12 protein-coding genes are annotated in these 14,726 nt (G+C 64.1%); 1 reads left to right on the plus strand and 11 read right to left on the minus strand.

Annotated elements, in window-relative coordinates; genetic code table 11:
- Positions 1-4: 4 nt before the first annotated feature.
- The 6 genes from HAV22_RS08430 to flhB all read right to left on the minus strand — a co-directional run bounded on the left by HAV22_RS08430 (position 5) and on the right by flhB (position 7,465).
- Positions 5-748: a flagellar motor protein gene (locus tag HAV22_RS08430; protein ID WP_166858451.1), complete on the minus strand. Its 744-nt coding sequence runs from the start codon at positions 746-748 to the stop codon at positions 5-7.
- A complete protein-coding gene (locus HAV22_RS08435) occupies positions 739-1,458 on the minus strand; it encodes an RNA polymerase sigma factor FliA (RefSeq protein WP_166858453.1) in 720 nt (239 codons plus the stop codon). The genes HAV22_RS08430 and HAV22_RS08435 overlap by 10 nt, the downstream gene beginning before the upstream one ends.
- A gap of 30 nt (positions 1,459-1,488) precedes the next feature.
- Entirely contained in the window at positions 1,489-2,295 is an 807-nt protein-coding gene (locus HAV22_RS08440; RefSeq protein WP_166858804.1) for a MinD/ParA family ATP-binding protein, read from the minus strand.
- The gene (gene flhF, locus HAV22_RS08445; protein ID WP_166858455.1) at positions 2,288-3,757 is read right to left on the minus strand and encodes a flagellar biosynthesis GTPase FlhF; all 1,470 of its coding nucleotides are present in this window, start codon (positions 3,755-3,757) and stop codon (positions 2,288-2,290) included. Before flhF ends, HAV22_RS08440 begins: the two co-directional genes overlap by 8 nt.
- A 202-nt stretch (positions 3,758-3,959) precedes the next feature.
- Complete coding sequence (flhA, locus tag HAV22_RS08450; RefSeq protein WP_166858457.1) at positions 3,960-6,089, minus strand: flagellar biosynthesis protein FlhA; 2,130 nt, start codon at positions 6,087-6,089, stop codon at positions 3,960-3,962.
- A gap of 194 nt (positions 6,090-6,283) precedes the next feature.
- Positions 6,284-7,465 carry a flagellar biosynthesis protein FlhB gene (gene flhB, locus HAV22_RS08455; protein ID WP_166858459.1) on the minus strand — a complete coding sequence of 394 codons (1,182 nt, stop codon included), beginning with the start codon at positions 7,463-7,465 and terminating at the stop codon, positions 6,284-6,286.
- A 358-nt stretch (positions 7,466-7,823) separates the two neighbouring features.
- Between flhB and HAV22_RS08460 the strand changes: the two genes are divergently transcribed.
- Positions 7,824-8,132 carry a hypothetical protein gene (locus HAV22_RS08460; RefSeq protein WP_166858461.1) on the plus strand — a complete coding sequence of 103 codons (309 nt, stop codon included), beginning with the start codon at positions 7,824-7,826 and terminating at the stop codon, positions 8,130-8,132.
- Between the two features lie 109 nt (positions 8,133-8,241).
- Here the strand turns inward: HAV22_RS08460 and rfbC are convergent, their stop codons facing one another.
- The 5 genes from rfbC to HAV22_RS08485 all read right to left on the minus strand — a co-directional run bounded on the left by rfbC (position 8,242) and on the right by HAV22_RS08485 (position 14,496).
- Positions 8,242-8,793 (minus strand): dTDP-4-dehydrorhamnose 3,5-epimerase, encoded by a 552-nt coding sequence (gene rfbC, locus HAV22_RS08465; RefSeq protein ID WP_166858463.1) that lies wholly within the window; start codon positions 8,791-8,793, stop codon positions 8,242-8,244.
- A 9-nt stretch (positions 8,794-8,802) separates the two neighbouring features.
- A complete protein-coding gene (rfbA, locus tag HAV22_RS08470; RefSeq protein WP_166858806.1) occupies positions 8,803-9,672 on the minus strand; it encodes a glucose-1-phosphate thymidylyltransferase RfbA in 870 nt (289 codons plus the stop codon).
- A gap of 19 nt (positions 9,673-9,691) precedes the next feature.
- Positions 9,692-10,579 carry a dTDP-4-dehydrorhamnose reductase gene (gene rfbD, locus HAV22_RS08475; protein WP_166858466.1) on the minus strand — a complete coding sequence of 296 codons (888 nt, stop codon included), beginning with the start codon at positions 10,577-10,579 and terminating at the stop codon, positions 9,692-9,694.
- Entirely contained in the window at positions 10,580-11,638 is a 1,059-nt protein-coding gene (rfbB, locus tag HAV22_RS08480; protein WP_166858468.1) for a dTDP-glucose 4,6-dehydratase, read from the minus strand.
- Positions 11,639-11,709: 71 nt separating this feature from the next.
- Positions 11,710-14,496: a YjbH domain-containing protein gene (locus HAV22_RS08485; RefSeq protein ID WP_166858470.1), complete on the minus strand. Its 2,787-nt coding sequence runs from the start codon at positions 14,494-14,496 to the stop codon at positions 11,710-11,712.
- Between the last annotated feature and the right edge of the window lie 230 nt (positions 14,497-14,726).

Genomic DNA, 14,726 nt, shown 5'->3' on the forward strand with positions numbered 1-14,726 from the left:
CCTGTCAGTGATGCGCCAGCAGGCAGGCGACGCGCTCTTCGATCACGCGCGTGTAGTCGCCCGTGGCGATGTCGTGGAAGACGTCGGTCAGGATCTCGTACTGGGCCACACGCTCGGCGACGATGCCCTTGATCTTGTTGCCGACCGGGTAGAAGAACAGGTTCGCGAGGCCCACGCCGTACACGGTCGACACGAACGCGACGGCAATGCCGGCACCCAGGCGCGACGGGTCGGACAGGTTTTCCATCACGTGGATCAGGCCCAGCACGGCGCCGAGGATGCCCACCGTCGGCGCATAGCCGGCCGCCGATTCCCAGATGCGCGCGGCCTGGCGCTCGCGGAATTCGTAGCTGTTGATTTCCGTATCCAACAAGCTGCGCAGCTTGTCCGGCTGGATGCCGTCGACGACGAGGCGCAAGCCCTTCTGCACGAACGGATCGGACTTCGACATGTACTGCTCAAGCGACAGCAAGCCGTCGCGCCGCGCCGACAGGCTCCACAGGTGGATCTCGCGGGCCAGCGCCTGGCGGCGGTCGGGCGGCGTCACGAACACCCAGCGCAGCATGCGCACGCCGCGCACGAATGCCTGCGACTTGGTCTGCAGCAGCACGGCGCCGAACGTGCCGACGACGACGATGGCGAAGGCCGCGGGCTGGATCAGCGAGGAAAACTTGCCGCCGTCGAGCGTGTGCCCGACGAAGATCCCGGCCAGCGCCAGCGCGAGACCGAGCAGGCTGGTCAGGTCCACGAGCGCTCCCGCAGATAGGTACGCAGGCGCGCCACGGCCTGGGTGTGCAATTGCGACACGCGCGATTCCGACACACCCATCACGGCACCGATCTCCTTGAGGTTCAGTTCCTCTTCGTAATACAGGCCCATCAGCATCTTCTCGCGCGGCGGCAACGCGTCGATCGCGTCGATGACGGTCTGGCGGAAGTCCGTGTCCAGCAGGCTCTTCAGGGGATCGTCATCGTCGACGGCGTAGCGGTCGAGGAAGCTGTCGTTGCCGTCCTCGTCGTGGAAATCTTCGTAGTAGACGAGCTGGTGGCCGCCGGAATCGCCCAGCAATTCCTGGTACTCGGCCAGCGGCAGCTTGAGCGACTGCGCCACTTCCGATTCGCTGGGCGGACGGCCCAGTTGCTGCTGCAAGGTGGCCATGGCCTGCTCGACCTTGCGCATATTGGCGCGGGTGGAACGCGGCATCCAGTCGCTGCTGCGCAGCTCGTCGAGCATGGCGCCGCGGATGCGTAGCACCGCATACGTCTCGAACTGCGCGCCGTGGTTTTCCTCGTAGCGGTTGATCGCGTCGAGCAGGCCGATCATGCCTGCCTGGACCAGGTCGTCGACTTCGACGGACGGCGGGAGCTTGGCCTTCATCTGGTGGGCGAGACGCTTCACCAGCGGCATGTGCTCCGTCAGCAAGAAGTTCTTGTCCGCTTTCCCTTTGACCGTGTACATGGTTCCAGTGCTTGGTTGATCAATGCCGCGTCAAGCGGCCCGGCCCTGCTGCATGCCCGTGCGCGAAAAGCGCCCGGCCAGGCGGCGGAACGCCACCGATGCACCGGCCAGCGGGAATGCGTCCACGACGGCACGCCCGAGGCGCGCAGCGCGGTGCAGGTACTCGTCCGCCGGCACGGAACCCATCGAGGTCAGCGTTACCGCCAGGTAACGAGTTGCCGCAGATGACATATTATCGTATACCACCTTCGCCTCCGCCTCGGTCGCGCCCGTCACGAGGATGCCGAACGGACGGCGGCCCAGGTGCTGCGACAGGCGCTTGATCAGCGCATAGGCGTTCGTGATCGACGTGGCGCTCGTCGACACCTGCACGACGATCTCCGACGAGGCCATGATCGGTACGGGGAACGAGCCGTCGGCCGAAAATTCGCCGTCGACCATGATGATGCTGCCGGCCTGCTTGACGAGGACGTCGAACGTCTTGGCCAGCCGGCGCGCCTCGTCCGCGCTCGCGGATGGCGTACGGGCCATCGTCGTGACGGCAAAGCCCTGCGGCACGGAATGGATCACCTGGTTCAGCGCGCACTCCTGGCGCGCGACCTGCTGCAGGCTCGGGCCGCGGTCGACGCCGAGGCGCTGGGCCACGCCGTAGTCGCGCGTGCAGGCGTCGACGATTATCACGTCGTTGCCGGACTGGGCCAGCGAGGCGCCCAGGTTGACGAGCATGGCGCCCTTGTCATCCTCGGGCGTGGCGGAAAGAAAGGTCACGATGCGCGGCTTGGGGCCCGCCAGCATCCGGCGCAGGCCCTCCGCCTGGTCGAAGTCGAAACTAGCCAACATACACCTCGCGCAGCGAACGGTCGTTGTTCAGGTTGCCGAGGCCGGACATCATCAGCGGCAGGTCGGCGTCGGCGATCTGGCTTGCCGCGTCACGCTTGGTGCGGAACGCGCGGTCGACGAGCATCGCGCGGTCGGCCAGGTGCAGGTCTTCCGGCACGCGCTGGCCGTTCGAGATGTAGTGCAGGTTCAGCTTCTGGCGCACGAGCACGTCCAGCACGTTGCCGATCGACGCGGCCTCGTCCATCTTGGTCATGATGGCACCGGCCAGGCCCGTGCCCTGGTAGGCGCGCACGACTTCGTTCAGCGTCTCGTTGGTCGACGTCGCGTTCAGGCACAGCAGGCGCTTCACGTCGGCGCCGGACTCCGTCAGCATGGCAACCTGCTCCGTCACCATCTGGTCGCGCTGCGACATGCCGATCGTGTCGATCAGCACCGTGTGCTTGTTGCGCAATTCCTTCAGGGCGATACGCAGGTCGGCCTCATCCTTCACCGAGTGCACCATCACGCCCAGGATCTTGCCGTAGATGCGCAGTTGTTCGTGGCCGCCGATACGATAGGCGTCCGTCGTGATCAGCGCCAGCTTTTCCGGACCGTGGCGCATCACGCAGCGCGCGGCCAGCTTCGCGGTCGTCGTCGTCTTGCCGACGCCGGTCGGGCCGACCAGCGCGAACACGCCGCCGCGGTCGAGGATCGCATCCTCGTCGGCCATCGTCGTGATGTTGCGGGCCAGGACCGTCTTGACCCAACGCAGCGACTCGGCGGCATCCTTGCCGGCCGGCAGCTTGTCGATCAGGTAGCGCGACAGGCTCGCGGAAAAGCCGGCGGCCAGCATCTCGCGCAGCACGGCGGCCTTCTGCGGCTCGCGCTGCTGGGTGCTGCCCCACGACAGTTCGGACAGCTGCGTTTCCATCATGCCGCGCATGGCGCGGATCTCGTTCATCATGCCGTGCATTTCGGCGGCGGCGGACTCTTTGGCCTGGGCGATCGCGGCCGACATCATCGCCGTCATCGCGGCCATGTCGAAGGCCGGCGCTTCCGGTTGCGGCTGCGGTGCACGGCGGTTGGCGTACGTGGGCGGCACGACCGGCTCGTCCATGTCGTACAGCGGGTTCAGCGGCTGGCGCGCGGCCGGGGCTTCCTGGAAAGCGCGCGGTGCCGGCGCTTCCTGGAACGGGCGCGGCGCCGGACGGGCTGCCGGACGTGCGGCCGGTGCCGGGGCCGGTTCGTCGAGATCGTCGAACGACGGTTCCTGCATGCGCAGGTTCGGACGCGGCGCGGCCATTTCCGATTCCGGTGCCGGCGACGCCAGCGAAGCGACGTCGTCATTGTCCAGCGCCAGGATCTCGACCACGCCGTCGACGGGGCGGTTCGACAGGATGACCGCGTCAGGGCCCAGGGCCTCGCGCACTTTGCGCAGGGCCTCGCGGGAAGTCGCCGCTGTAAATTTCTTCACGTTCATCTTGATTTCTCCGCTCTTGCAGGCTTCTGTCGTGGATCGCTATCGGTGTGGTGGGCACAAAGTCCCGTCGTTGATAGGATTATTGACGATGCCAGTGGGAAACCATCACGGGAAAAGGGAGGGGAAAAAGCCCTATTTCCTCGAAGCAGCAATCCACCCCGCGTGGGTGGATTGCCCGCCGCTCCCGCGGCGCAGACCGGGATTACGCCGCGCCGACGAGGCTGGTGACCCGGATCGTCTTCGATTCGGGGATTTCCGAGTGCGACAACACCTTTAACTGCGGCAACGCCCGCCGCAGGAACCGCGACAACAGCGTGCGCAGCGGTCCCGGTACGAGGAGGACCGGCGTCAGGCCCATCGCCTCTTGCTGCTGCGCCGCATTGGCGGCCTGCTGGACAATCGTGTCGGCCAGGCCAGGTTCGATGCCCGTGCCATCGCCGCCGGCGTTCAGCGCTTGCACGAGCAGGCGTTCCAGGCGGTTGTCCAGCGTCATGACGGACAATTCGTTCGTTCCGGGGAACAGTTGCTGCACGATGGCGCGGCCCAGTGCGACACGCACCAGCGACGTCAGATCGGTCGGGTCCTGCGCGCTGCCGCCGTGCTCCGACAGCGTCTCGATGATCGTGCGCATGTCGCGGATGTGCACGCCTTCCTGCAGCAGGTTCTGCAGCACTTTCTGCAAGGTCGACAGCGACACGACCTTCGGCACCAGGTCCTCGACCAGCTTTGGAGCATCCTTGGCCAGGTGGTCGAGCAGCGCCTGCACTTCCATGCGGCCCAGCAATTCCGACGCGTGCGTCGTGATCAGGTGGTTCAGGTGGGTGGCGATCACGGTGCTGGCATCGACGACCGTATAGCCCATGCTCTGCGCATCGTCCTTCAGGCCGGCGTCGATCCAGATCGCCGGCAGGCCGAATGCAGGATCCGTCGTCACGAGGCCCGGCAACGTGCCGCTCGCCATGCCCGGATTGATCGCCAGGTACTGGCCGTTCATCGCCTCGCCGGTGCCCACTTCGACGCCCTTCAGCGTGATGCGGTAGGCCGACGGTTTCAACTCCAGGTTGTCGCGGATGTGCACGGCTGGCGCCAGGAAGCCGACTTCCTGCGCGAATTTCTTGCGGATGCCCTTGATGCGTTTCAACAGGTCGCCGTTCTGCGTCTTGTCGACGAGCGGGATCAGGCGGTAGCCCACTTCCAGGCCGAGCGTGTCGACGGGCATGACGTCCTGCCAGCTCGCCTCTTCCTGCTCGGCCGGCGTCGTGGCCGCGGCCGCGCCGCCCCCGGGCGTGCCCGCCGGGCCGCCACCGCCTGCCGCGCCCTGCTGCTGTTCCAGCGGCATGTTCTTGCGGCGCTTCTCCAGCAGATAGCCGCCGCCGAACAGCGAGCTGCCCAGCAGCAGGAACACGAGGTTCGGCATGCCCGGGATCAAGCCCATGCCGCCGATGATGCCGCCCGTGATGTACAGCACTTCCGGTTTCGCGAACAACTGGCCGACGACCTGGGAACCCACGTCCTTGTCGCTCGCCACGCGCGACACGACCATACCGGCCGCGATCGAGATGATCAGCGACGGGATCTGGGCGACGAGACCGTCACCGATGGCGAGCAGCGTGTAGTTCTTGATCGCGTCGGCAAAGCCCATGTCGTGCTGGACCATGCCCACGATGAGGCCGCCGACGACGTTGATCACGGTGACGAGGATGCCCGCCACGGCGTCGCCGCGCACGTATTTCGACGCACCGTCCATCGCGCCGTAGAACTCGGCCTCTTGGGACACCTCGGCACGACGGAGCTTGGCATCCTGCTCGCCGATCAGGCCCGCGTTCAGGTCGGCGTCGATCGCCATCTGCTTGCCGGGCATCGCGTCCAGGGCGAAGCGTGCGCCCACCTCGGCGATACGGCCCGCGCCTTTGGTCACGACGGTGAAGTTGATGATCGTCAGGATGACGAAGACGACGAGGCCGACCGTGTAATTGCCGCCGATCAGGAAGTGGCCGAACGCTTCGATCACCTTGCCGGCCGCGGCGGCGCCCGTGTGGCCTTCGGTCAGCACGACGCGCGTCGACGCCACGTTCAGCGACAGGCGCAGCATCGTGGTCACGAGCAGCACGGCCGGGAAGGCCATGAAGTCGAGCGGCTTGACCGTGTACAACGCGGTCAGCAGCACGATCACGGACATCGCGATGTTGAAGCTGAAGAACAGGTCCAGTGCGAAGGCCGGCAACGGCAGGATCATCATTGCCAGCAGCAGGATGATCAGGATCGGCGCCGCCAACGCGTTGCCGCGCGCACCGATCTTCTGCAGCCAGGGAGGCAATTTGAAACCGTTCATTCGTGCTCCGTCGTCCATGAAATGTGTGGATCCGGCCAGGACGCCATCGCATCCGATGGATCACTTGCCCAGATACAACATTATTGCCGGAGCGCGGTATCGACCATGCGGGAAGCAGACAGGCAAATACGGTGCATTTCGCCCTGTAAACGAAAAAGGCTAGCGCACCGCGGTGCGCCGGCCTTTCCTGCCCGTCAATGCGTGCCGGTGCCGGGACGGTTGCCTGCTTTTTGCGAAGCAGGGTTGAACGGGTCCATCTCGGGCGGGACCTGGAGCCGCTGCGGACGGTCCGGATACTGGTCGAGCGTGCCCTTGCTGTAGGCGCGCAGCTGGTAGACGTAGGCCAGCACTTCCGCCACGGCTGAGTACAGCGCTTCCGGGATCTCGTCGTCGATGTCCGTGTGCTTGTACAGCGCACGGGCCAGCGCCGGCGCTTCCAGCATGGCGACCTTGTGTTCCTTCGCGAGCTCGCGGATCTTCGCCGCGACCTCGTCGGTACCCTTGGCGACCACGCGCGGCGCGCCCCGCTGCCCTTCCCCATACTTCAGCGCGACGGCGAAATGGGTCGGGTTCGTGACGACGACGTCGGCCGTCGGCACGTTGGCCATCATGCGCTTGCGCGCCATTTCGCGCTGCAGCTGGCGGATCTTGCCCTTGATCTGCGGGTTGCCGTCCGATTCCTTCGATTCCTGGATGACTTCCTGGCGCGTCATCTTGAGCTTATCGGCGTGATGCCACATCTGGTACGGACCGTCGAGGATGGCGATGGCGCCCAACGCGCCGACCATGGTCAGGAACGCCTTGGCGATGAGGCCGCCCAAGTGCGGCGCGGCGGTGCCGAACGGTTCGGCGACGAGGCCGATTACGGCATCCTTCTGGCTCAGCACGACGAACCACGCCACCGCGCCGACGAGCAGCGTCTTGGCGACGGCCTTCAGCAATTCGATAAGCGCATTGGTCGACACCATATTGCCCAGGCCCCGCATGGGATTCAGTTTGCCGAAATTGGGCATGAACGCCTTGGCACTGAAGTTCCAGCCGCCGATGAGCAGCGGCGACGCCAGCATCATCAGCATGACGGCGCCCGCCAGCGGCAGGCACGCGAGGAGCACGCCGGCGATGTCCGCGCCGATGCGTTCGATCAGGGCGTTCGGGTTGTAGATCTGTTCGCGGTCGAGCGAGAGCCCGCGCTGCAGCGTGGTGGACAGCGTGTTGACGATACCACCACCCATCATCCACAGGCCGGCGCCGGCGGTCATCAGCACGGTGAACGTGGCCACTTCGCGCGAACGGGGAATGTCGCCGTCTTCACGCGCCTGCCTCAGTCGTTTCTCTGACGCTGGTTCGGTCCGTTCTGCGTCGCTGTCTTCTGCCATCGTGCGCTTCCTTGCCGGCCGTCCGGGAGACAGCTACATTGTCCAAGGCTGCATTATCCCAGGCATTACCCGGAAGCTAGAAAAGAAGAAGGCGGCAATACACGGCCCATATCGCGGCCTGAACGCCCGCGCCTCGGTGCAAACTATGCGAACACGCAACAAAAATGCGGAAAAGTGGTAGGAATCTCTGGCACGTTCTGTCAAAATTGCAAATTGCTTACGTCGAAAAGAATCACATTTTTGGCTGAGCTGGCTTTCCCGTCGGCATTGATGAATCAAGGCAATGTTCAAATGCTATATAATGGTCTAGCAACATTGCGATTTGCAGGTGCCCCGTTAATTGAACAAAGGATACAAAATGAAGAAACTCCTCGTCACGACCGCCATTCTGAGCCTGCTGTCGGCCCAGGCATTCGCGCAAGAAGCCGCTACCAGCGCCACCGCAGGTACTAACTCGGCATCGGCCCAAGCTGGCTCGTCCTCCGCTACCGGTTCGGACACTGGCGCCACTGCCAACACCAATTCGGGTGGCTTCCTGAACAGCACCTCCATCGGCGGCATGTCGACCGGCACGCTGATCGCCATCGGCACCGCTGTCGCTGCCGTCGCCGTCGCTGCTTCGGACAACGGCACGACCACGAACCATACGACCACCACGCACCACTGATCGCATTCGGGACGCCTGCGCGTTCCGTTGCAGATCGTTGCAAAACAAAACGGCCGCGAAAGCGGCCGTTTTGTTTTGTAAAAGCAGCACGCAGCCGCGCGGCATCGGTTCAGTCGAACACGTCGGCCTGCGCCAGCAGCTTGCCGGTCTGGTCCTTGGCCGCCAGCTGCGGCGCAAAGTCGATGGGCCAATCGATGCCGATGGCCGGGTCGTTCCACAGCAAGGTTCGCTCGTGCTCCGGATACCAGTAATCCGTTGTTTTATAGAGGAATTCCGCGGACTCGCTCAGCACGACGAAGCCATGCGCGAATCCCGGCGGTACCCAGACCTGGCGGTAATTGTCCGCACTCAGTTCCATGCCCACCCAACGTCCGAACGTGGCCGACGATTTGCGCAAGTCGACGGCGACATCGAACACGCGCCCCTGCACCACTCGCACCAGTTTGCCTTGGGGATTGTGAATCTGATAATGCAAACCGCGGAGTACCCCGTTGGCCGACTTGCTGTGATTGTCCTGCACGAACTGCGTGTCGAGTCCCGTCGCCTGGGCGAATTCACGGGCATTGAAGCTTTCGAAAAAGAAGCCGCGTGCATCGCCAAAGACTTTTGGCTCCAGCATCAACACATCGGGTATGGCGGTCGGCGTAACGGTTAGCGGCATAGAGTCGACTTATTTCAACAGGTTGAGAAGGTAGGCACCGTAGCCGTTCTTGGCGAGCGGCGCCGCAAGATTCTGCACATCGGCTGCGCCGATCCAGCCCTGGCGATACGCGATCTCCTCGGGGCATGCCACCTGCAAACCCTGCCGCTTCTGCAGCGTGGCGATGAAGCTCGCGGCCTCGAGCAGGCTGTCGTGGGTGCCCGTGTCGAGCCAGGCGTAGCCGCGGCCCATGATCTCGACGTTCAGCTTGCCCCGCTCCAGGTAGCAGCGATTGACGTCCGTGATCTCCAGTTCGCCGCGCGCCGACGGCTTGATGCCGGCCGCCACATTGCACACGTCGTTGTCGTAGAAGTACAGCCCGGTCACGGCGTACGAGGACTTCGGCACCTTCGGCTTTTCTTCGATGCTCAGCGCGCGCTGCCCGGCATCGAACTCGACGACGCCATAGCGCTCCGGATCCTGCACGTGGTAAGCGAACACGGTCGCGCTGTCAGTGCGTTCGTGGGCGCGACTCAACTGACCCACGAGGTCGTGGCCGTAGAAGATATTGTCACCGAGCACAAGCGCGCTCGGATCATTGCCGACGAAATCCTTACCGATGATGAAGGCCTGGGCCAAGCCGTCTGGCGAGGGCTGCACGGCATACTGGATGCTCATGCCCCAGCGGCTGCCGTCACCAAGAAGTTCGGCGAAACGCGGCGTGTCCTGCGGCGTGCTGATGACGAGCACGTCGCGGATGCCGCTCAGCATCAGCGTGCTGAGCGGATAGTAGATCATCGGCTTGTCGTAGACGGGCATCAACTGCTTGCTGACGGCCTGCGTCACGGGGTAGAGCCGCGTGCCGGAGCCGCCGGCCAGGATGATGCCTTTACGCTTCAATGTGGACATTGGCTACCTCTTACAAAATTTGCCGAAGCACGTGACGCACGCCTTCCTGCCAGGGCGGCAGGCGCAGGTCGAACGTCGTGCGGAAACGGGTCGTGTCGAGCCGCGAATTGAGGGGCCGCTTGGCCGGGGTCGGATACTGGTCGGTGGACAGCGGCGCGACGGCGTCGACGGTTGCCTTCAGAACCTTGCCAGCGGCAAGCGCTTCGCCGATCACGAATTGCGCATAGCCGTGCCAGCTCGTCTCTCCGCCGGCGGCCACGTGATACGTACCGTAGGGGAAATCGGCAGCGCCCGCGCGCGCGTACGCACGCACGAGGTGGGCGCTGACGTCGGCCAGCAACGCGGCCGACGTGGGCGCGCCGAACTGGTCCGCGACGACCGTCAGCTTGTCGCGCTCGCCCGCCTGGCGCAACATCGTCTTGGCAAAATTGCCGCCATGCGCGCCCACGACCCAGCTCGTGCGCAGGATCAGGTGGCGCGGATTTGCCGCGGCCAAGCCCTGCTCACCCGCGAGTTTCGTACAGCCGTAGACGCTTTGCGGTGCCGGTGCGTCGTCTTCCGTGTAGGCACCCTGCTTCGTGCCGTCGAACACATAGTCGGTCGAATAATGCAGGACGAACGCGCCCAGCTTCGCGCCCTCTTCACCCAGGATCGCAGGCGCGACGGCGTTGACGGCGCGGGCCGTCGCCTCGTCCGACTCGGCCTTGTCGACGGCCGTGTAGGCTGCCGGGTTGACGATCACGTCGGGCGCCACGCGACGCACGAGTTCGCGCAACGCGTCGGCGTCGGCCAGGTTGCAGTCCTCTGTGCCGACGGCGACGACGTCGCCGAGTAGCGCCAGCGCGCGCTGTAGTTCGAAGCCGAGCTGGCCGTTCTTGCCGGTCAGGAGGATCTTCATTCAGGCACCGTACTGTTGGCCGACCCAGTCGCGGTAGGTTCCGCTCGTCACATGCTGTACCCAGTCCTGGTGGTCGAGGTACCACTGCACGGTCTTGCGGATGCCCGTCTCGAACGTTTCGGCGGGCTTCCACCCCAGCTCGCGCTCGAGCTTCGTCGCATCGATCGCGTAGCGCCGATCGTGGCCCGGGCGGTCCGTCACGAACGTGATCTGCGTGGCGTACGACTGGCCGTCGGCGCGCGGACGCAATTCGTCGAGGATGGCGCACAGCGTGCGCACGACGTCGAGGTTCGCCTTCTCGTTCCAGCCGCCGACGTTGTAGACCTCGCCCAGCCGGCCCGCCTCGAGCACACGGCGGATGGCCGAGCAATGGTCTTTCACGTACAGCCAGTCGCGGACCTGCTGGCCGTCGCCGTAGATCGGCAGCGGCTTGCCGGCCAGCGCATTGTGGATGCACAGGGGGATCAGCTTTTCCGGAAAGTGATACGGGCCATAATTGTTCGAGCAATTGGTGGTCAGTACCGGCAGGCCGTACGTGTGATGGTAGGCGCGCACGAGATGATCGCTGGCCGCCTTGCTGGCGGAGTATGGGCTGTTCGGCTCGTAGCGGTTCGTCTCGCGGAACGCGGGGTCGTCCTTGCCGAGCGAGCCGTAGACTTCGTCGGTGGACACGTGCAGGAAGCGGAACGCGGCCTTGCCCTCCTCCGGCAGCGCGCCCCAGTACTCGCGCACGGCTTCGAGCAAGTGAAACGTGCCGACGATATTCGTCTGGATGAATTCGCCGGGGCCGTGGATGCTGCGGTCGACGTGGCTTTCGGCCGCGAAGTTCACGACGGCCCGCGGCTGGTGTTCCCGCAGCAGGCGTCGCACGAGGTCGACGTCGCCGATGTCGCCATGGACGAAAACATGGCGCGGATTGTCGCGCAGGCTTGCCAGGTTCTCGAGGTTGCCGGCATAGGTCAGCTTGTCGAGATTGATGACCGGCTCGTCGGCCAGGGCACACCAGTCCAGCACGAAGTTACTGCCAATGAAGCCGGCACCGCCTGTCGTCAAGATCATGTATTTCTCCGGTTGGGCAGGAAGCCGCTGGCGCGGCCTCATCCGGCATGCCTGGCGCTTCCGTCCGATTGTCAGTAATTCCCGAACCAGGCCACGCCGACCGATTTCGGACCAGGCGCGACAGCAAAGCTCGAGTGCGTATCCGTACGCTGGGCCTGCCACAGCCATCCGCCCACGGCCATACCGAGCAGGCTACCGGCGACGACGTCCGATACCCAATGCTGGCGGCCTGCCGTACGACCCAGCGAACCGGCTGCCGCCACGCCGTACAGCCATGGCGCATCGTACTCCTGGGCAAACGGCGTCACCGCGGCAAACGCCACGGTGGCATGGTTGGACGGGAACGATGCATTCGAACGGTCCGTCGCCTTGCTCCACTGGCCCGTTTCCTGGTCGGGGCGCGCCCGGCCGGCGATACGCTTCGCCGTGATCGACAGGGCGGCGGCACTGGCGACCGATTCCAGCGAGATAATACCAATGTTTTGCACGCGTGCATCACCAAACGCCACGGCCCCCGCGGCGATACCGGTGAAAACGAGGGGCGTCGCCTTGCTGACATTGTCCCACGCACGGGCGACGCTCGATCCCTGATGCTTCTTCATAAAGCGATCGACCGGCTTGTCGAGCAGTGCGCTGGCCAGGATGGCGCCACCGCCGACGGCTGCGCCTTTGGCCCAGTCCGGCGGCGTCGGCCCCGTGTTGAAGGACTGCTCGACGCGCATGCGGAACATCGGCCACAGATTCGGCATGGCGCTGACGGGCGGATTCACGGCCGGCAGATTCTGCTCGTCGCGCCGCTCGGCGAAGTTGCCGAGGCCGTCGAACGTCGTCATGTCGCGGCGGGGCTGTTCGATCATGTCGTACAGGTCGCCCGGGCTTGCGACCATCTGGCCGACGTCGCGGGTCCACGGAGACAGGGCGACGCTGGCCGTGTTCTGGCTGTCGAATGGGAGCATGATGTTCAGCGGCACCGACAGGAATACGCCCTTGTCGTGGTACGGGCTCGACGGCGTGCCGGGATTCGTGATGTCCTTGCCACTCGTCTTCGCATACCATGCACCGATCTCGACGCCGGATGGGAAACGGCGCTTGAACTCCATGCGCACTCCGTTGTCCTTGGCTAAGAAACGGCCTGCGCGTGCCGTTGCAGTAATATCGTATGGCAGCTTATAGTGCAAAGCAGCAAAGCCACTGACGGTATTGTAATCACGCTTGTCAAACCAGCCCTTGACGCCGCGCTGCTGCAGCGCATCGACCGTCAGATCGGCCGCCCAGCGAGTGTCTTTCGGCAGATACAGCATTTGGCCACCGACGCCACGGTACATTTCCTCATACAAACCGCCCGACACGCGGGCGTAGACCCGTTCGGCCGGCATCATGTACTTGTTGAGCATCAGGCGATTCAGTTTGAAGCGGCCGCCGCGCTTGTAGTCGGCGACGTCGGTACGCACGTGGGGCAACAGACTGTTGGACGGCTGCGTGACACCAGACACGGTTTCGTACAACGTCAGCTTCACGTCGCTGTTCAGGTACAGCCCCTGGGCCAGCCGCCGGTCGTAGCTGCCTGCTGCCCACAGTTCATATCGCAATGCACCACTTGGGTCATTGAAGAACATCGAAATCTTGGGGACAACCTTGAAGCGATTCGCCTCTCGGTCTTCCGAGGCCACCTGCACGATGTTGCCATCGGCACCGGCTTGGAGTCGAAGCCCATCGTCTTCGCCACGGACAGCAGCCAACAGGGCCTGCCCATCCTCGCCGAGTTCGTCGTCGGGCCGCGCATAGCGTATGTCGACGGTCTGCAGGAAGGTGTCGCGATCGACGAGGCCCGTAAGGTAGTCGGACAGGCGTTGCAGGTCCATGAACTGATAGGTTGCAACGGGTTGCTCGAGCTTCGAATAGCTGATCCGGATGGCACGCGTATCCTGCGGCGCGAACGCCAGTGCCGTGCGCGCCGCGCGGCCTACGGCCCGGCCGAGATTGGAAATGCGACTGCTGGTCAGAGCCAGCTCGAGCGTATCCCCGTCGAGCGCCACGCGGACATTTTTGAAGTCCTGCTTGACGAGCGCCTGCACGAGCGCCGCGCCATGCCCACCCTCGCGCTGCCACTCTTCGGCAGTTACACGCGGCGGCGCCTTCTTAGGATCGAACGGCGCAGGCTCGTACAGCTTGGGAACGAATTCGCGCTCAGAGAACGGGATGCTGACGAAGACATTGCCACTAAAATGGTCCCGATGGCGCGCGACCTGGGCACCCAGCCAACCCCAGCGGTATTCAACACCTACGACGGGACCTTTGCTGTGCTCATGGGCAGTAGTTTCGCTCGCGCGAAAATCCTTGGCGTAGTCGACTGCGTCATATTCGGCCACCAGGGCCAATCCGGGAACCGAAAGCGGCGCCCAACGCACGCCGGCAAACGCGCCTTCCGGTCGCTGGAAACCATAACCGGCGCTGACCTCCAGATTCTTGGGACTGCCGAATGTCTTCGTCACGACGGCGTAGCGGCCCCGGAAGAGCTCGGTGCCAAGAAGGTCGGTCGCCCCCACCGCAACAGCAGGCAACCAGTCGGACTCTTGCATAATTCGGAGCTTGACATTGGCCACCTTGTCCTTGTAGCGACCATAGTTTTTCCCGTAATCACCCTCCGAAAGAGGAAATCCAGGTATGCCGCTTACCGAAACATAACGTCCAGTGACCTGCAGGAACGGCAGCACAGTGGCCGCGACCCAAAAGCTCCCATACGGCTGATCGTAACTGAATCCGGTACTGAAGGTCCCGTCGGACTCGACGATTGCACTGGGCATGTTGATATAACCCGACTGCCCCTGCAAAGAGGGGGTCGCTCCGAATGCGGGCATTGCACTGGCGAGGAAGCATCCGCACCAGGTATAGCCGACCGATTTCTTAAAGTAAGTTAGCACCAAACGCTTTCATGACGCGACGTTGCCACGCCGACAGAAAAAGAAGTGATTTTAGCATCCGTGCCGCCGAGTATCCACCGCTCAACCGTAGCGCCGCCACGTAATGACAATGGCGCATGTTTTCGATGCCAGAACAACACGAGGCACTTACGCCTTGCTATTACTCG

Source organism: Telluria antibiotica (assembly GCF_011682055.1).
Taxonomy (GTDB): Bacteria; Pseudomonadota; Gammaproteobacteria; order Burkholderiales; family Burkholderiaceae_D; genus Telluria; species Telluria antibiotica.

Coding starts and splice junctions, on each gene's coding strand:
- rfbC (WP_166858463.1), bottom strand. CDS start 8,793: ATGCCGCTAACCGTTACGCCGACCGCCATACCCGATGTGTTGATGCTG.
- rfbD (WP_166858466.1), bottom strand. CDS start 10,579: ATGAAGATCCTCCTGACCGGCAAGAACGGCCAGCTCGGCTTCGAACTA.
- HAV22_RS08435 (WP_166858453.1), bottom strand. CDS start 1,458: ATGTACACGGTCAAAGGGAAAGCGGACAAGAACTTCTTGCTGACGGAG.
- HAV22_RS08485 (WP_166858470.1), bottom strand. CDS start 14,496: ATGCCCGCATTCGGAGCGACCCCCTCTTTGCAGGGGCAGTCGGGTTAT.
- flhB (WP_166858459.1), bottom strand. CDS start 7,465: ATGGCAGAAGACAGCGACGCAGAACGGACCGAACCAGCGTCAGAGAAA.
- rfbB (WP_166858468.1), bottom strand. CDS start 11,638: ATGATCTTGACGACAGGCGGTGCCGGCTTCATTGGCAGTAACTTCGTG.
- HAV22_RS08460 (WP_166858461.1), top strand. CDS start 7,824: ATGAAGAAACTCCTCGTCACGACCGCCATTCTGAGCCTGCTGTCGGCC.
- flhA (WP_166858457.1), bottom strand. CDS start 6,089: ATGAACGGTTTCAAATTGCCTCCCTGGCTGCAGAAGATCGGTGCGCGC.
- flhF (WP_166858455.1), bottom strand. CDS start 3,757: ATGAACGTGAAGAAATTTACAGCGGCGACTTCCCGCGAGGCCCTGCGC.